This window comes from Lysinibacillus sp. FSL K6-0057 (assembly GCF_038630885.1).
Taxonomy (GTDB): domain Bacteria; phylum Bacillota; class Bacilli; order Bacillales_A; family Planococcaceae; genus Lysinibacillus; species Lysinibacillus fusiformis_F.
The window spans coordinates 1,754,733-1,771,622 of record NZ_CP152047.1; the positions used below are offsets into that span (position 1 = coordinate 1,754,733).

Genomic DNA, 16,890 nt, shown 5'->3' on the forward strand with positions numbered 1-16,890 from the left:
GACGTGTGAGTGAAGAGAAAAAACGATTTATTCAGGAGTTTGTGCCGGGTAAACAGCTAACATTGAGTCACCTTATTGCCAATCCTGATCCAGAAATGTTTCAAAAGCTGGGTATCCAAGATGCGGGTGCCCTTGGCATTATGACTTGTACGCCAAGTGAAACGGTAATTATCGCAGGAGATTTAGCGACAAAGGCAGCCAATGTCAAACTAGGATTTTTAGATCGCTTTACAGGTAGTCTCGTTATTGTAGGCAGTGTGTCAGAGGTAGAAATGGCGATGTTAGAAATCAATCGTTTTTTATCCGAGGTATTAGGCTATACACCTTCAAAAATAACGAAATCATAGGATGTGTCATATGAAAAATCGAGTAATGATAATAGGCGGTGTGCAAGCAGGAAAGTCAACATTGATGAATACATTGTTGGGTAAAGAAAGCAGTGCCAACAAAACACAAGCACTCGTTTATGATGACTGGATTGTTGATACACCAGGTGAATATGTTGAAAATCCAATGTATTACAGAAATATTATGGCAACATCGCTGGAAGTAACCCATGTGATTTACTTGCAGGATGCCACATCAGCAAGGAGTGTATTCCCTCCGCAATTCAGCTTAGGGATTCCCAAAATACAAATAGGTGTGATTACCAAGATTGATGCCCCTGATGCCGATGTTGAAAGGGCTATCGCCTTATTAAAAAATGTTATGACGCAGGGCCCTATCGTGAAAACCTCTTCATGGCAGAAGCTTGGCATTGAATTGATTGAACCATTGATTCAACTCAAGACACATGAAGAAATTCGTCAATTTGTCAAGGATCACGATAGTCCGTATCTCATGTATTGCTCACAGTAGCGAGAGGGAGGTGTAGGGTGAAAACTGAAAAAATATTTAGTGCAGGCATTGATATTGGGACAAGTACCACAAAAATGGTCGTCAGTAGTTTTCTGTTAAAGAATGTGGCTGGCATAACCCATGTGCCAAGGATTGAAATTATTGAGAAAACGGTGTTGCATCAAAGTCCAATTATCAAAACACCTTTTATTAATAAAGACATCATCGATATGAAAAAGATTGAGGAATTTATTTCCCAACAGTATCAATTGGCACAAATTGCTCCATCTGATATTGCAACAGGGGCCATTATCATTACAGGTGAATCAGCCACGAAGGAAAATGCAAGTGAAGTTGTCCATACCATTGCAGATGGCGCAGGTCATTTTTTAGTTGCTACCGCAGGTCCTGATTTAGAGGGCATCATTGCTGCCAAAGGAGCAGGTACTTTACAGCAATCAAAGAATTCATCCAAAGTCATCGCCAATATCGATATTGGTGGAGGGACAGCGAATATTGCTGTTATGCAATTTGGAGAGGTCATTGGTACATGTACCTTACATGTTGGTGGTAGATTGATTGAATTTAAGGATGGCAAGATTCAATCAATTTCTCCGCCACTCATGCGATTGATGGAACGATGGGCTAATCCGTTAGCGGTCGGTGATGCGGCCGAAGATAATCGAGTAACACATTGTATTGAAGAAATGGTGCAAATACTTGCGATGATTCTTCATGGACAATGCACAGATGAAAAGCATCCATTATTACTTGGGCATTTACCAAACTGGCATAAACCTGTGGATGCCATCGTTTTTACGGGTGGTGTGGCCTCTTGTATTTATGAAAATGAATGTACACAGCGCCAATATGATGATATTGGTGAAAGATTAGCGAAGATGCTATTACAGCAAGAACAGCTACAATCATTTTTATGGTTACGACCTGAGGAAACAGCACGGGCAACAGTGACTGGTGCTGGTACACAAACCACTGAAATTAGTGGGGCAACCATTCAGGTGGATGCTCACGTGTTACCACTAAAAAATGTACCAGTCTTTAATTGCCATATAGATACGTCAACAGACTTTAACACGACAGTGAAGACAGCCGTAGAGAGAGCAGATGATTTATTTTCTATACAGGACAATCGTTCACCATTTGCACTCTATTTTAGTGAATTGCCGTATTTAAGCTTTCAGGATGTACATGCATTGTGTCAGGCCATTCTGCAACATTTGGCGACAAGATGCTCTAAGGACATACCAATTATCATAGTCATTCAATCAGATTACGCAAAAATTATTGGACAAACCATACAAGCCATTAATGCGACAGTGCCAATTATTTGCATCGATCAAATTAAAGTGGAAACAGGTGATTACATCGACATTGGAGAGGTTCTGCCATCTGGCGTTGTTCCTGTTGTGGTGAAGACCCTTGCCTTCCATTCAAAGTAAGGAGGATGAATGTGAACTTATCGGTGATATTTGGTGGAGAAAAATATAATTTTAAATCATTAAAAGATGTTATGGCCAAGGCCAATGAAGAAAAATCAGGCGATCAGCTAGCGGGTATTGCCGCTGAGACGGTTCAACAACGAATCGCAGCGAAGGCTGTATTAAGTGAGCTTTTAGTAAAAGATATCCGAGAAAATCCATTAGTGCCGCAGGAAAATGATGAGGTTTCACGCATTATTGAGGGCGATATTAATGAGCAAATATATGGAGAAATCAAAAACTGGAGCATCGAGCAGCTACGTGAATACATTTTATCAAATGACACGGGTGATCGTGAATTAAAGCGTTTAAGTAAAGGGATGAATTCCGAGATTATTGCTGCTGTTACAAAACTAATGTCCAATTTAGATCTTGTTCACGCAGCCAATAAAGTTGAAATACTTTCAACGTGTAATATTACGATTGGTCAAAAAGGGACGCTGTCATCTCGTCTACAGCCAAATCATCCGACAGATAATATTGATGGCATCATCGCCTCTCTAAAAGAAGGACTGTCCTATGGTATTGGGGATGCTGTTATCGGCATTAATCCTGTAGATGATTCAGTTGAAAGTGTCAAAAAAGTACTTACGGCTACAAAGGAATTCATCAATGATTGGTCTATTCCTACACAAAACTGTGTATTGGCTCATATTACAACACAGATGAAGGCAATTAAACAAGGCGCCCCAGCAGATATGATTTTCCAAAGTATCGCAGGGACAGAAATTGCTAACCGTTCGTTCGGTATTTCTGCTGATTTAATAAGAGAAGCAGAGGAGCTCATTAAAAAACAAGGAACAGGTACTGGCCCAAATTTATTCTACTTTGAAACAGGTCAAGGCTCAGAACTATCGGCAGAGGCACATATGGGCATTGACCAAGTAACACTGGAATCGCGCAATTATGGATTTGCAAGACATTTTAATCCTTATATTGTGAACACAGTAGTTGGTTTTATTGGCCCAGAGTATTTATACAACAATAAACAAGTAATTCGAGCAGGTCTTGAAGATCATTTCATGGGCAAAATGCATGGTATTCCTATGGGGGTCGATATTTGCTATACCAACCATATTAAGGCAGACCAAAATGATGTGGAAGATTTAAGTGTATTGCTGACAGCTGCTGGCGTTAACTTTATTATTGCTGCGCCAATGGGCGATGATGTGATGCTCAACTATCAATCGATGAGCTTCCATGATGTGGCTACATTACTCCAAACATTTGGTAAAAAACCAGCACCAGAGTATTTAGCATGGTTAGAGAAAATGGGCATTTATGAAAATGGTCGACTGTCAGCAAGAGCTGGCGATTTATCCATTTTTGAAAGGTAGGTGAGTCAAGTGAATGATCAATTAGTTTCAATGATTACACAGCTTGTCATGGGGAAGATGGAGAAAAGTACTGGTAGTCAAGCACCTGAAATAGCTGCTACTTCAACAGAACAACCACTTATTAAATTTTATGATACAGTGGAAAATCGTTCTTCAGGAACAACAGAAGCTACAGCAACATCACAGGAGCCATTAATTCAGCTGTATCAGCATGGAGCTCCCCAGGAAGTAACAACGTTTGCTTCTACTACTTTCAACCAACCAGTAAATGACGCTGTGCCAATCAAGCCCTTTCAGTTTGAGGAAGAATCGTTAACTGAAAGTGTACAGGCTGCTAAGAAACATACACCTGCTCGTATTGGTGTAGGGAGAGCAGGGACAAGACCGAAAACGAAAACCTGGTTAAAATTCCGACTCGATCATGCTGCTGCGGTAGATGCTGTGTATGGCGAAGTGTCAGAAGATCTTTTACAAAAGCTTGATGTCTTTCAGGTCACTACGAAAGTCACAGATAAAGAGGAATACATTACAAGACCTGACTTAGGGCGTCGTTTATCAGAAGAATCAAAGGCATTGATTCAGCAAAAATGTAAACCACAGCCAAAGGTACAGATTATTATCTCGAATGGCTTGAGTGCAAGTGCGATTGAAGAGAATGTTCAAGATGTTTACTTAGCCCTTCAGCAAAGCCTTAGCAATTTAAATATTGACATCGGTACTACGTTCTATATCGATAAAGGGCGTGTTGCTTTAATGGATGAGATTGGTGAGCTGCTACAGGCAGAGGTTATTGTTTACCTAATTGGTGAGCGTCCAGGGCTCGTATCGGCAGAATCAATGAGTGCATATTTATGCTACAAGCCAAGAATTGGGACAGTGGAAGCGGAACGCATGGTAATTTCAAATATCCATAAGGGTGGTATCCCACCATTAGAAGCGGGCGCTTATCTTGGCACAGTCGTAGAAAAAATCCTGCATTATCAGGCAAGTGGCGTAGATCTTGTCGCAAAAGAAGGTTAGGAGGCTGAAATATGTATCCTCAAAAAATTATGGCGCAAATCTTGGCGATGCAAACCATTCCAAGAGTCAACAGTGAACTAGCAGAGCAGTTAGATTTAAAGCCACATCATCATAGCATTGGGCTTGTCACACTGACAATCGACGATGTTGGCTACGTAGCCTTAGACGAGGCGACGAAAAAGGCAGATGTCGATGTTGTCTATGCAAAAAGCTTTTATGCGGGAGCGGCACATGCATCTGGTCCATTGTCAGGCGAAGTGATTGGCATTATTGCTGGAAGCTCACCTGATGAAATTCGTAGTGGTCTTGATGCCATTCAACAAAAAATTGAATTTGATACGTATTTTGAAGCCATTAATAATAATGACAATCATGCCTTGTTTGCCCATACCGTGGCAAGCTGTGGGACGTATCTTGCTGAGCTTGCAGATGTAAAGGTTGGCACCCCACTTGCTTATTTAATCGCACCGCCGCTTGAGGCAGTTGTTGGATTAGATGCAGCATTAAAGGCTGCAGATGTTGAGCTAAAGGTTTTCTTTGGTCCTCCATCTGAAACCAATTTTGGGGGCGGCTTATTAACTGGCAGTCAATCTTCATGCGAGGCTGCGGCACATGCATTCAGAGAAGCTATTGAAAATATAGCTAGAAACCCAGTGATCTAGAAGGGAGGCGGCTTTATGGCCACATTAGACAAAGACTTATTAGCGATTCAGGAAATGAGAGATGCCGTTAAACATGCTAATACAGCACAGGCTGCCTATATGCAATTTTCTCAGCAACAAGTAGACAACATTGTAAAGGCTGTCGCGGATGCTGCCTTTAAGGAAGCAGATCGTTTAGCAAAAATGGCTGTGCAAGAAACAGGAATGGGTATTCCTAACCATAAAAAGATGAAAAATGAAGTAGCTTCACGTGATGTCTATGAAGATATTAAAGAACTAAAAACAGTTGGTATTGTGGGCTATGATCGGATGAAAAAAGTAGCCGAAATTGCAAGTCCTTTCGGTGTCATTGCTGGTATCGTACCAACAACAAATCCAACCTCTACAGCGATCTTTAAGACACTCATTTCTTTAAAAACGAGAAATGGGTTAGTGCTTAGTCCACACCCATATGCAGTGAAATGTACAAAAGAGGCTTTGGATATTTGTCGAGTAGCTGCTGAAAAAGCAGGTGCGCCAGAAGGATTACTACAATGTTTAACAATGTCCTCCATGGAGGCAACACAGCAGCTAATGAAGCACCCAAACATTCATTTAATTTTAGCTACGGGTGGTGGTGCATTGGTAAAGGCGGCCTATAGCTCTGGCAAACCTGCCTATGGGGTTGGGCCAGGAAATGTACCAGCTTACATTGAAAAATCGGCTAATATTCAAAAATCTGTACGTCAATTAGTGCAAAGTAAATCATTCGATAATGGCACAATCTGTGCAACAGAGCAAGCCATTATTGTGGATAAGGTGATTGCAGAGCAAGTGCAAACAGAATTAAAGAAAAATGGTGCCTATCTATTAAATGCCGAAGAAAAAGCTAAAATGGAAAAATTGATCTCGCCAGTTCCTGGGAAAGTAAATCCCCAGATTGTCGGTAAATCAGCTACTTGCCTAGCAGATTCTGTTGGTATTACAGTACCAGACGATACAAAAGTTCTTGTGGGCTTAGAAACAATGATTGGTAAAAATATTCCATTTTCTCTTGAAAAACTATCACCAATCTTTGCGCTTTATATTGTGGAAAACAGTACAGAAGCCAAGCAGGTGATGATTGACCTACTAAATATTGGAGGACGCGGACATACATGCTCCATTCACACTGAAAATGCAGCATTAGCAGAGCAATTTTCTGTTGAATTACCAGTATCACGGATTGTGGTTAATACATTATCCTCAATTGGTGCAGTAGGTGGCACAACGGGCTTAGCGCCATCCTTTACATTAGGCTGTGGGACATTTGGCGGCAATATTACGTCAGACAACATTACAGCAAGACATTTATTAAATATCAAACGTATGGCGTATGGCATTAAAGATGTCGAAGTGCCAAAACCAGAATTCGAAGTACAGTCCGTTGTTGAGTCGGTAGTTTCACAAGAGCCTGCTCTAGATACAACAATGGTTCAACAAATTGTCGATCAAGTATTAAAACAAATCACATTACAAAACAAATAAATTATTTGGAGGAATGACAAATGAGTACAGCATTAGGAATGGTAGAAACAAAAGGTTTAGTAGGAGCAATTGAAGCAGCAGACGCAATGGTAAAGGCAGCAAGCGTTAATCTAGTAGGAAAAGTTCATGTTGGTGGCGGGATCGTAACAGTTCTTGTACGTGGTGATGTAGGTGCAGTAAAAGCAGCAACAGATGCAGGGGCAGCAGCAGCACAACGTGTAGGAGAGCTATTATCTGTCCATGTAATTCCACGTCCACACCACGAATTAGAAATGATTCTACCAAAAGCAGAAGCATAATTTCATATTCTTTGGATAGAAAATTCCCAACGCTATAGATGGAAAAATAACTACCATTTATAGAGGAGAGCTGGATCTAACTTTAGAACAGCTCTCAACTTGTTCTGATAATATCAATCCATAAAATAAAGAGGTGGCTAACATGACAACAGCAATAAAAACTTTTCCAGTGGCCATTTCGGCTCGTCATATCCATCTAAGTGAAGCGGATTTACAAGCACTTTTTGGCCCAAATGCGACTCTAACGAAAGATTTTGACTTATCACAGCCAGGGCAATTTGCTGCAAAAGAGCGCGTCTCTATTGAGGGACCTAAAGGCGTTATTCATAATGTCCGTGTCCTTGGACCTGTAAGACCAGCAACCCAAGTAGAGGTAAGCCGCACTGATGCCATGAAGCTAGGAGTGACACCACCTTTACGCCAATCAGGTGATATAGACAATTCTGCGGGCATTAAAATACTTTCTCAAGACAAAGAAATAGAAATCCAGCAGGGAGTCATCATTGCGCAAGCGCATATTCATATGACTGAGGAAGATGCCAAAGCATTGGAAGTACGCAATAATGAAATAGTTTCAGTGGAAGTTGTAAGTGATCGACCTGTCACTTTCCGAGGTGTCGTTGTACGTGTTTCCAATGATTTTAGTCTGGAAATGCACATTGATACAGATGAAGCAAATGCTGGTTTTATCGAACAGCAGGCACAGGGTAAATTAATAAAAGTATCATCGTAAGGAGGAGGCAAGATGCAAGAAAATTTAGTGCAAAAAATTGTGGAAGAAGTTCTGCAACAGGTCTTAAAAAATCAATCTTCCCCTCCACATGACGGTAAAATTCCGATTGGTGTTTCTGCCCGCCATGTCCATCTTGCACAAGCAGAAGTGGAACAGCTCTTTGGTGAAAATTATCAGCTCACACCGAAATTCGAGCTTTCACAGCCAGGGCAATTTGCTGCGGAGGAAACTGTAGTAATTGCAGGTCCAAAAGGGTCAATTGAGCGCGTGCGTATTCTTGGTCCCGCTCGTTCCTTATCTCAAGTGGAAGTAAGCTGGACAGATGCTATGAAATTAGGTCTGAAGCCACCATTAAGAATTTCTGGTGATATTCAAGGTTCCAGTCCTGTTACATTAATTGGTCCAAAGGGAAGTGTTGTGTTAAAGGAAGGCCTCATTATTGCACAGGCACATATTCATATGTCCCCAGCGGATAGTGCGAGATTCCAAGTCGTAGATGGGCAATCTGTCCAAATTAAGGTAGAAGGTATTCGCCCAATTATTTTATCGAATGTGGTTATCCGTGTTTCAGAGCGTTATCGCTTAGAAATGCATATTGATACAGATGAAGCAAATGCAGGGTTAATTCAACAAGGAACGCTTGCAGAAATCGTGCATCATCAAGTAAGTGAACCTATGATCACTGTGAAAGAGCAGTCGCCAGTCGTACAGAAAGTAGAGCAACCGTCCGTCTATCATTATGACAAAAAGCTACTTTCACAAATAGAAGTGCTCGATATCGATGCACAAGAAATTGTCGTTCCAAAGAAAACCATTGTGACAGCATTGGCTTATGATAAGCTGCGAGAGTTAAATAAAACATTAACGATTCGTTCAGAGTAGTTAGACAATGTGTGTCGCATAAAGAGGGTGAAGTTCATGCAAATGGGAAGAGTGATAGGCAGTGTATGGGCAACACGCAAGGAAGAGGGACTGAATGGTTTAAAGCTACTAATCATTCAACCTATTGATTCCAATCAACAGCCGATTCGCACAGAAATGGTTGCAGCTGATCGTATAGGAGCGGGTATTGGTGATGATGTCCTGATTACAAGTGGTGGGTCATCTCGCTATATCATGAAAGATAATCCGTTACCGATTGATGCAGTTGTCATTGGTATTATTGATTCTACGGAAGTAATGAGAGGTGAGGACAATGAGTAGCGCAATTGGAATGATCGAAACAAAAGGATTAGTAGGCTCTTATGAAGCTGCTGATGCGATGATTAAAGCGTCAGACGTCACAATCGTCAAACAAGAGTTTGTGGATGGTGGCATCGTGACGATTGTCGTGAAGGGTGACGTAGGTTCTGTACAAGCCGCAGTAGAGGCTGGAAAAGCAGCCGCTATGCGTGTTGGTGAATTATTAGGCGCTCACGTCATTCCGAGACCTGATGAAGATGTCTTTAAAATGATTAAAGGACCAGAGGCACCAAAGAAAAAGGCTGTCTCTGCACCCGCAGCAACGCGTGCTAAAAAAACAACAGAAACAACATCAGCGACAGATAATCGAGGTGATGCATAATGGCATTTCGTAAAAATAAAATCGCTGTTATTGGAGCAGGCCACACCGGTTCCACACTGAGTTTATTTTTAGCACAGAAAGAATTAGGCGATGTAGTGCTTGTTGATATTCCAGAGGCCGAGAACCAGACAAAAGGGAAAGCTTTGGATTTGCTACAAACAGGCCCCATCGAAAAATTCAATGTGTCCATTAAAGGCACGAGTCAATATGAAGATATCGCTGGTGCGGATATTGTTGTCATTACAGCAGGTATTCCACGTAAACCAGGGATGAGTCGTGATGACTTAGTCACAACAAATGCTAAAATTATTCAACAGGTTTCAAGACAAATTAAACACTATGCTCCAAATAGTATTGTTGTTGTGTTGAGTAATCCTGTTGATGCCATGACGTATGTGTGTCATAAGGAAACAGGCTTTGCCAAAAATCGTATCATTGGTCAATCTGGTGTATTAGATACAGCTCGCTTCAACACATTTGTGGCGCAGGAGCTTCACATAGCACCAGAGGATGTATCAGGCTTCGTCCTAGGAGGACATGGCGATGAAATGGTACCATTAATCCGTTATTCCTATGCAGGCGGCATTCCATTAGAGAAACTAATTCCTCAGGAACGACTACAGCAAATCGTGGAGCGTACGCGTAAAGGCGGCGGTGAAATTGTTGGCTTACTAGGTAATGGTAGTGCCTACTATGCACCAGCCGCAGCGTGTGCCCAGATGGTTGAAATCATTATCAAGGATCAACGAAAAATTATCCCTTCTATTGCTCTTTTAGAAGGAGAATATGGGTACCACGATCTCTTTTTAGGGGTACCAACGATTTTAGGTGGCAATGGCATCGAATCTGTCATCGAATTGCACCTAACAAATGAAGAACAAACAGCCCTTCAGCATTCTGCAGAGGCTGTGAAACAGGTAATTGCTATTTGCCAAAACATTGAATAGGGTAAACAGACTCTATTTTTCAATGGATCGAAAGGATCCCCAACTTTCTTTCCATAAGACTTCATGATAGCTCAAAAAAATGTTTGATTGGAAACCGAACATGACTTGAAAGCTAGCGTAAATCCCCCATTTTTAGAGAAAGCTCTCAACTGTAGCAGGCGCAAAAGCTTGCTACAGTTTTTTTATTACACCTTCACAACTTATATCATAAAAACAATTACCGATTCTACTATAATCAAAGTAGGAGGGATGTGGATGAACAGTATCGTACAGGAGATGATTGATTGGATTGAAAGTCACCTATTAGAAGGATTTTCATTAGAGCATTTAGGGAACGATATGGGCTATTCTCCGTATTATTGTTCTTTTAAATTCCATCAGACGACCGGGATGACAATTAAAAAATATAGATCACTACGTAAAATATATCTTGCATCTATTGCATTAAAGGACCCCCAAGAGAAAATAATTGACATCGCCTTTCACTACGGCTTTTCATCACAGGAATCCTTTTCTAGAGCCTTTAAAAGGTACTTCGGTATAAGTCCGAATGATTACAGAAAGTCTCCTCAACCTTTACAAACCTTTGTAAAGTTGAAATTACAAGATGATGGAGGATGGTTTACAATGGATATTTCTCAGAAATTAAAAATTGAAGCGTTACAAGAGAAGATCAATGCGCAATACGATCAAGAGATCTTGAATGTATTAAATGGTCAAATGATGTATGAGGAGTTTGCCAAACAGCAATTAATGGGCAATAGTGATTACGTACCTTTCAATGAAGCAATGTGTGCGAATCCAACGACTAGTCCGATTTTCAGTGAAGAATTTAATAAACTTCGTGCTACAGGGCATCAGGTGGCATTACAAGAATATGAGCAAGTGACATTAAATCCGTTGAAGCCATTACTGACAAATGACTATCAATGTATCGTTTTATGGTTTGGTGATGATATGTTTTGTCAGATGAACTTACTGACAGTGCTGGCTTTCCTGGAGCAACAAAGGTATCAAGGCAAAGTCTATTATTATATGGTCAAGGAAATGACCTATGATGTGGAGGAAACAGAGATAGAACTTGGACCTTATGGGGAGGTCTATCAAGAGGTGTTGATGCACCATCGTCTGCCCAAGACAACGCTTATACCTGTCATGTATCAGGGCATTCAATTATATTTCAACTATTTAAAGGAAGAGAATGAGATCACTACATATATAAAAAAACACCTCAATCTATCTCAAAATGACCTGTTAAAGCAATTGTTTTCTCTATTTCCACACTATGGATTAGGGGATATTCAATATATCAAAATAATAGAGGAAATAAAGAGGGAATATTCTGAATAATTTACCTAGAAAGTCCACAATATACAAAATTTTCGAAAATATGATAAACTGATAACGTGAAAAGGAGGATGAATGCATGACTGTTCAACAATTTACAGACTATGTGAAGAAGATGCAGCATTATGAGGAAGCACTCAATGTGATTTATTGGGATATGCGGACGGGTGCACCAAAAAAGGGGTTAGCGCAACGTTCTGAGGTAATTGGTACATTATCAGCCTCCTTATTTGATATGCAGACGAGTGAAGAACTAGGAGAGCTTTTAGCAGCATTAGAGGCACAAAAAGCTGATCTTGACTATGTAACACTGCGTTTAGTAGAAGAAGTAAGAAAGAATTACGATCAAAATAAAAAAATCCCTGCGAATGAATACAAACAATTCGTTATTCTTCAATCAAAGGCGGAAACGGCTTGGGAAGAAGCGAAGGCCAGCAATAATTTTGCCTTATTCCTACCTTATTTAGAGGAAATCATTCAATGGCAGAAAAAATTCATTCAATATTGGGGTATTAAAAATGGATCTCCATACAATACATTACTAGATTTATATGAGCCAGATATGACGACAGATGTCTTAGATCAAGTATTTGGTGATTTACGTGAATCCATTGTGACGCTTGTTCAAAAAGTTGCTCATTCATCGAATAAACCAGACACTAGCATGCTATTTAAGCATTTCCCGCGTGAGGCACAGCGTGAATTATCGTTAGAATTGCTTGCTCAGCTTGGCTATGACTTCGATGCTGGGCGTTTGGATGAGAGTGTCCACCCATTCATGATTGGCTTAAACTATGGTGACGCTCGTATTACAACAAAATATGATGAAAATGATTTCCGTTCGGCTATTTTTGGCACGATTCATGAGTGCGGTCACGCGATGTATGAGCAAAACATTGATGAAAAGCTTGCAGGTCTGCCATTAGCCACGGGTACATCGATGGGGATCCATGAATCTCAATCATTATTTTATGAAAATTTTGTCGGTAGAAATGAAAAGTTCTGGGAGCATAACTATGAGCGCCTTCAACACTTCTCACCAGCACAATTTGGTGATGTTGCATTAGCCGATTTTTTACGTGCCATTAATATGGTCGAACCATCTTTCATTCGCATTGAAGCAGATGAATTAACGTATCCATTACATATCATGATTCGCTATGAAATTGAACGTGATTTGTTCAATGGTGATTTACAAGCGAAGGATCTGCCACAAGTATGGAATGATAAATATGAGGAATATTTAGGTATTCGTCCTGAGACAGATGCAAAAGGAGTATTACAAGACATGCACTGGTCAGGAGGCATGTTCGGTTATTTCCCATCCTATGCATTAGGAATGATTTATGCAGCACAATGGAAGCATGCGATGGACAAGGACATCCCTCATTTTGATGAATTACTAGAAAAGGGAGAGTTACTGGCAATTCGGGAGTGGCTAACTGACAAGGTCCATCAATATGGGGCATTGAAAAAACCGTTCGAATTGTTAAAAGTGGCGACAGGGGAAGGCTTAAATGCCAAGTACCTTGCAGACTATTTACAAGAAAAATATACGAAACTGTATCAATTATAATGTGAAAAAAGAGATTTCTCAGAAATGAGAAATCTCTTTTTTTAAATGCTTACCACAATTGATAGCCTTTGGAGCCGGCTGGTGAGTTCGAAATAATATCGATAATTGGTACTGTGTAAGCGAATAAAATTAAGGCTACTAAAATAACAAGCCAGATTTTAAAGTTTTCTAAAATAGCTGGTGTTGGACCGCTAAGCTCATGTACATCACCTACAGGGAATTCTTCTTCACCTTTAGGTGCGAACCAAGCTAATTTCACCACGATATAAATGATCACTAGGATGGCGATAAAGAGAATTGTTCCACCCACAGCTTGCGCGATTTGATAAGGAATCCAATCATAAGCCTGCTGAGCGCCACCATATTCTGAGTAATCTGAGCGACGAGGAGCGCCGAACAGACCAGCAATATGCATCGCAGAAGACATAATCGTCATACCAGTAGCCCATAAGATACCAGCGAAATTACTAAGATTATTTAAAGACTTCGAAAGTGTACGACCTGTTAAATGTGGAATTAACCAGAATGCCGCACCGAAGTAAGTTAAAACAACAGCTGTTGCAATCGTTAAATGGAAATGTCCTGTAACCCAAATCGTATTATGAATTAATTGGTTCATTTGATAAGAGGCATTGACAATACCGCCTGCACCACCTGGAATAAATGACACCATACCGATAAATGGTACGAAGAAACGAGCATCCTTCCATGGCAATTTTTTAAACCAACCGAATAACCCTTTACCACCTAATTCACGACCACGTAACTCGAACATCGCAAACATCGAGAAGGCTGTCATCAGAGATGGCACGATTACAGCGAATGTTAATACAACTTGAATGAACTTCCATGTACCATCAATACCAGGCTCTGTTAACTGATGGTGAATCCCAACAGGAATAGAGAAGAGTAAGAAAAGCATAAACGAAAGTCTTGCTAAAGAATCGGAGAAAATTTTCCCGCCAATTACTTTTGGAATAATCACATACCAAACCATATAGGCAGGTAATAACCAGAAGTATACGAGTGCATGACCAAAATACCAGAAAAGGGTACGCGATAATGCCACATCGACACGCTCAATTAAACCTAATGACCATGGTAACAATTGAATTAAAACAGAAGCTGCAACACCAAGCGTTGCCACGAACCACATTAAATTATTAACAACTACCATAAATGATAGTAATGGGCTGCGTTGTCCACTTGCTTTATTTTCTTTGCGCCACTGGACATAACGTAAAATTTGACCTACGCCACCAACCCAAGAACCAACTACGACTAATGTAAGACCTAAATAGAAAATCCAATGTGCCTTTAATGGTGCATAGAATGTATAAAGAACAGTTGCTTTATTCAATAAAACCATCGTTGCGGCAGCAGCTGTACCGATAGTCATTAACCAGAAACCAATCCAGCCAAGTCTTCGTTGAGTATCAGTGAATGTACCTGATGTTCGACTTACACTTGCAATTTGGAAGCCGTAAATAAAGAATGTAGTTAAAATAAGACCGAGTAAGACACCATGAACTGTTAATACTTGATAATAACCAATGCCTGCTGGTAATGTAAATTGACCAGAACGTACAAAAACTTGTAATAAACCTGCAAGACCACCTAATAGCAATGCGATAAATGCCACGTAAATATGTGCCATTGCTAGCTTTGCATCTCGACGATCCACTTTTGTCATTGAATTAGTGTGACTCATTTGAATCCACCACCTTTAGCATAGAGTGCATCATCGTATGTCCTGTACCACAATACTCATTACATACGATTAAAAACTCGCCAACCTTATTGACTTCTGTCACATATTCCGAAATATAGCCAGGCTCAAGCATCATATTGATATTCGTACCTGCAACCTCAAAACCATGCATAACATCTTCGCTTGTCGCGATAAATTTCACCTTTGCACCAAGTGGAACCTCAATTTGTGGAGGATTATAATTGAATGCAGAAGCAACTACCACCACTTCGTAATCCCAATCCTTCCCTTCTACCTTATGGACACCTGGATTATCAAAAGGTGCTGTCTCTTTCACTTTCTCGTAATCTAGTGTTTTTTTACCATTGTTTGGATGGGAGCCTTGATGAAATGCCCCGATACCGAGAATGATCAGGAATGCAACTAAAGTGGCAACTCCAAACACAAGCCAGTATTTCTCATACTTATGTATGTGCATATGTTTCTGTCCCTTCTTCGTAGATTAAAACCGTCCAATGAACAAATCGAAGCAGTACACCCAAAGTAAAATGATGATAATACCTACTCCAAAAACTGCATAGAGTGAACCTTTTAAATTTTCATCTGACTTCTTTTTGTTTGCCATTTTTGCTCCTCCTACGCTTTTTATTGTTGTGTTTCTTATTGTCATCATATAAAAATCCACTACATTTTGATGTGAAAAAAATCACACTTCTAGGGGAAATGTGTGAAGAAAGTGTGAAAAATTGTGAAGAGAAAAAAACAAGCTATCTCAAAAGTCATTGAGATAGCTTGTTGACGTACTATATTTTGCTTAATTTTAATAAAAACAAAAGATTGGTAGGAAAGTGCATTCCTTTTTTGTCATTCTTTTTATGCGAATGACAAGTTTTTTACATGTGTGCTGTCTGCTTGAGCATACAATGTCTTATTTGGGACCTTTATCAAATCTTGCTTTCTACTCTTCTTCCTCTATTGTTAATAGAACTGTTAGTGCACCAATGCTTGGGACCGAAACTGGGAGAGCAAATGCTTTTTCAAAACCGTATAATTTTGTAGTGCCCACCATCACCGTTGGCGGAGTGATATCAATTTCTAAGCTTTCTTGCCCAACAGCTGTACATAAATTTCCTGCAATCATATTACCGAATTCTCCTGTAAAGGATTCTAGCATTTCTCCCTCTAACGGCATACCGAACATTGTACTGCCAATCCCACTAAACACATCAGGAGAGGAATCAATGATGACGCGTCCCTTTAAATCTCCGATTAAGCCAATTAATACGCCCATTTGTTGCTGTTGAAAGGGTTCAGAAATAATACTAGGCGACTTTACTTCTATATCCATAGGAAGAATGGTTTTTAAAGCGTGGATTGTCCCGTTTAAAATAGTTTGAAAGTACTTCGAATTACTCATCATTACCGCATCCTTTTTCCGACTTTTCTACATCTTACCATGTAAAAAGGGTAAGATGAAAGTATGTCTTGACGAATTAACGTGAAATTTATAATATATTAATGAGAATGATTTTCAAATTCAATGCAAACATCTAAAAACTTAACGAAAAATAACTAAGAAGGAGCGGTTAGCAATGACATTCGTATTGATTGGAGCAGCTGTAGTAATCTATATTGGAGTTGGGAAATACGTCATGAAACAGGCGACTGCACATTTGAAATAAGAGATAAAACTTGATAAACATTTTTAGGCATGGTCCGAATATTCGGGCCATGTTTTTTTGTATTTCTAGGAATGAAGATCGTGAATAAATGAATTAAACGTTTTTTTGGAATAATTTAATTAAAATGAATTTTTATTTTTTTCTGAAAACTATTGAAATAACCGGTTTTT

At 39.9% G+C, this 16,890-nt stretch carries 19 protein-coding genes; 15 read left to right on the forward strand and 4 right to left on the reverse strand.

Annotated elements, in window-relative coordinates; all coding sequences use genetic code 11:
• Positions 1-5: 5 nt before the first annotated feature.
• The 15 genes from MHB40_RS08280 (at position 6) to MHB40_RS08350 (ending at position 13,327) form a co-directional block, all read left to right on the forward strand.
• The gene (locus MHB40_RS08280) at positions 6-347 is read left to right on the forward strand and encodes a BMC domain-containing protein (protein ID WP_155592892.1); all 342 of its coding nucleotides are present in this window, start codon (positions 6-8) and stop codon (positions 345-347) included.
• A 10-nt stretch (positions 348-357) separates the two neighbouring features.
• Positions 358-858 carry a EutP/PduV family microcompartment system protein gene (locus MHB40_RS08285; protein ID WP_342534285.1) on the forward strand — a complete coding sequence of 167 codons (501 nt, stop codon included), beginning with the start codon at positions 358-360 and terminating at the stop codon, positions 856-858.
• Between the two features lie 17 nt (positions 859-875).
• The gene (locus tag MHB40_RS08290) at positions 876-2,297 is read left to right on the forward strand and encodes an ethanolamine ammonia-lyase reactivating factor EutA (protein WP_205442517.1); all 1,422 of its coding nucleotides are present in this window, start codon (positions 876-878) and stop codon (positions 2,295-2,297) included.
• Positions 2,298-2,302: 5 nt separating this feature from the next.
• Positions 2,303-3,673 carry an ethanolamine ammonia-lyase subunit EutB gene (locus MHB40_RS08295; RefSeq protein WP_008176446.1) on the forward strand — a complete coding sequence of 457 codons (1,371 nt, stop codon included), beginning with the start codon at positions 2,303-2,305 and terminating at the stop codon, positions 3,671-3,673.
• A gap of 9 nt (positions 3,674-3,682) precedes the next feature.
• Entirely contained in the window at positions 3,683-4,693 is a 1,011-nt protein-coding gene (eutC, locus tag MHB40_RS08300; protein WP_342534286.1) for an ethanolamine ammonia-lyase subunit EutC, read from the forward strand.
• An 11-nt stretch (positions 4,694-4,704) separates the two neighbouring features.
• Positions 4,705-5,355 (forward strand): ethanolamine utilization microcompartment protein EutL, encoded by a 651-nt coding sequence (eutL, locus tag MHB40_RS08305; RefSeq protein ID WP_036077522.1) that lies wholly within the window; start codon positions 4,705-4,707, stop codon positions 5,353-5,355.
• A 15-nt stretch (positions 5,356-5,370) separates the two neighbouring features.
• Positions 5,371-6,861, forward strand: a complete 1,491-nt coding sequence (locus MHB40_RS08310; RefSeq protein WP_052125369.1) for an aldehyde dehydrogenase family protein — start codon at positions 5,371-5,373, stop codon at positions 6,859-6,861.
• Between the two features lie 20 nt (positions 6,862-6,881).
• Positions 6,882-7,160: a BMC domain-containing protein gene (locus MHB40_RS08315; protein ID WP_004269321.1), complete on the forward strand. Its 279-nt coding sequence runs from the start codon at positions 6,882-6,884 to the stop codon at positions 7,158-7,160.
• 142 nt (positions 7,161-7,302) lie between these two features.
• Positions 7,303-7,893: a phosphate propanoyltransferase gene (locus MHB40_RS08320; RefSeq protein ID WP_016991932.1), complete on the forward strand. Its 591-nt coding sequence runs from the start codon at positions 7,303-7,305 to the stop codon at positions 7,891-7,893.
• 12 nt (positions 7,894-7,905) lie between these two features.
• Positions 7,906-8,775 carry a phosphate propanoyltransferase gene (locus MHB40_RS08325; protein ID WP_258860627.1) on the forward strand — a complete coding sequence of 290 codons (870 nt, stop codon included), beginning with the start codon at positions 7,906-7,908 and terminating at the stop codon, positions 8,773-8,775.
• 36 nt (positions 8,776-8,811) lie between these two features.
• Positions 8,812-9,096 carry a EutN/CcmL family microcompartment protein gene (locus tag MHB40_RS08330; protein ID WP_004269324.1) on the forward strand — a complete coding sequence of 95 codons (285 nt, stop codon included), beginning with the start codon at positions 8,812-8,814 and terminating at the stop codon, positions 9,094-9,096.
• Positions 9,089-9,457, forward strand: a complete 369-nt coding sequence (locus MHB40_RS08335; protein WP_342534287.1) for a BMC domain-containing protein — start codon at positions 9,089-9,091, stop codon at positions 9,455-9,457. The genes MHB40_RS08330 and MHB40_RS08335 overlap by 8 nt, the downstream gene beginning before the upstream one ends.
• Complete coding sequence (mdh, locus tag MHB40_RS08340; protein WP_342534288.1) at positions 9,457-10,404, forward strand: malate dehydrogenase; 948 nt, start codon at positions 9,457-9,459, stop codon at positions 10,402-10,404. The genes MHB40_RS08335 and mdh overlap by 1 nt, the downstream gene beginning before the upstream one ends.
• 255 nt (positions 10,405-10,659) lie before the next feature.
• Complete coding sequence (locus MHB40_RS08345; RefSeq protein WP_342534289.1) at positions 10,660-11,754, forward strand: AraC family transcriptional regulator; 1,095 nt, start codon at positions 10,660-10,662, stop codon at positions 11,752-11,754.
• Between the two features lie 76 nt (positions 11,755-11,830).
• A complete protein-coding gene (locus MHB40_RS08350; protein ID WP_342534290.1) occupies positions 11,831-13,327 on the forward strand; it encodes a carboxypeptidase M32 in 1,497 nt (498 codons plus the stop codon).
• Between the two features lie 49 nt (positions 13,328-13,376).
• Here MHB40_RS08350 and MHB40_RS08355 read toward each other — a convergent pair whose 3' ends face one another.
• The 4 genes from MHB40_RS08355 to MHB40_RS08370 all read right to left on the reverse strand — a co-directional run bounded on the left by MHB40_RS08355 (position 13,377) and on the right by MHB40_RS08370 (position 16,455).
• Positions 13,377-15,038 (reverse strand): b(o/a)3-type cytochrome-c oxidase subunit 1, encoded by a 1,662-nt coding sequence (locus MHB40_RS08355; RefSeq protein ID WP_342443124.1) that lies wholly within the window; start codon positions 15,036-15,038, stop codon positions 13,377-13,379.
• A complete protein-coding gene (locus MHB40_RS08360; RefSeq protein ID WP_036118325.1) occupies positions 15,025-15,516 on the reverse strand; it encodes a cytochrome b5 in 492 nt (163 codons plus the stop codon). The genes MHB40_RS08355 and MHB40_RS08360 overlap by 14 nt, the downstream gene beginning before the upstream one ends.
• A 24-nt stretch (positions 15,517-15,540) precedes the next feature.
• Positions 15,541-15,663, reverse strand: coding sequence for a hypothetical protein (locus MHB40_RS08365; protein WP_009370491.1), 123 nt, complete (start codon positions 15,661-15,663; stop codon positions 15,541-15,543).
• 333 nt (positions 15,664-15,996) lie between these two features.
• Complete coding sequence (locus MHB40_RS08370; protein WP_205442530.1) at positions 15,997-16,455, reverse strand: chemotaxis protein CheX; 459 nt, start codon at positions 16,453-16,455, stop codon at positions 15,997-15,999.
• Positions 16,456-16,890: the final 435 nt, after the last annotated feature.

Bases quoted from the DNA above. Each gene is read 5' to 3' on its own strand.
- MHB40_RS08285 (WP_342534285.1), top strand. From the start codon at position 358: ATGAAAAATCGAGTAATGATAATAGGCGGTGTGCAAGCAGGAAAGTCA.
- MHB40_RS08295 (WP_008176446.1), top strand. From the start codon at position 2,303: ATGAATGTGAACTTATCGGTGATATTTGGTGGAGAAAAATATAATTTT.
- eutL (WP_036077522.1), top strand. From the start codon at position 4,705: ATGTATCCTCAAAAAATTATGGCGCAAATCTTGGCGATGCAAACCATT.
- MHB40_RS08310 (WP_052125369.1), top strand. From the start codon at position 5,371: ATGGCCACATTAGACAAAGACTTATTAGCGATTCAGGAAATGAGAGAT.
- MHB40_RS08315 (WP_004269321.1), top strand. From the start codon at position 6,882: ATGAGTACAGCATTAGGAATGGTAGAAACAAAAGGTTTAGTAGGAGCA.
- MHB40_RS08320 (WP_016991932.1), top strand. From the start codon at position 7,303: ATGACAACAGCAATAAAAACTTTTCCAGTGGCCATTTCGGCTCGTCAT.
- MHB40_RS08325 (WP_258860627.1), top strand. From the start codon at position 7,906: ATGCAAGAAAATTTAGTGCAAAAAATTGTGGAAGAAGTTCTGCAACAG.
- MHB40_RS08330 (WP_004269324.1), top strand. From the start codon at position 8,812: ATGCAAATGGGAAGAGTGATAGGCAGTGTATGGGCAACACGCAAGGAA.
- MHB40_RS08335 (WP_342534287.1), top strand. From the start codon at position 9,089: ATGAGTAGCGCAATTGGAATGATCGAAACAAAAGGATTAGTAGGCTCT.
- mdh (WP_342534288.1), top strand. From the start codon at position 9,457: ATGGCATTTCGTAAAAATAAAATCGCTGTTATTGGAGCAGGCCACACC.
- MHB40_RS08345 (WP_342534289.1), top strand. From the start codon at position 10,660: ATGAACAGTATCGTACAGGAGATGATTGATTGGATTGAAAGTCACCTA.
- MHB40_RS08350 (WP_342534290.1), top strand. From the start codon at position 11,831: ATGACTGTTCAACAATTTACAGACTATGTGAAGAAGATGCAGCATTAT.
- MHB40_RS08355 (WP_342443124.1), bottom strand. From the start codon at position 15,038: ATGAGTCACACTAATTCAATGACAAAAGTGGATCGTCGAGATGCAAAG.
- MHB40_RS08360 (WP_036118325.1), bottom strand. From the start codon at position 15,516: ATGCACATACATAAGTATGAGAAATACTGGCTTGTGTTTGGAGTTGCC.
- MHB40_RS08365 (WP_009370491.1), bottom strand. From the start codon at position 15,663: ATGGCAAACAAAAAGAAGTCAGATGAAAATTTAAAAGGTTCACTCTAT.
- MHB40_RS08370 (WP_205442530.1), bottom strand. From the start codon at position 16,455: ATGAGTAATTCGAAGTACTTTCAAACTATTTTAAACGGGACAATCCAC.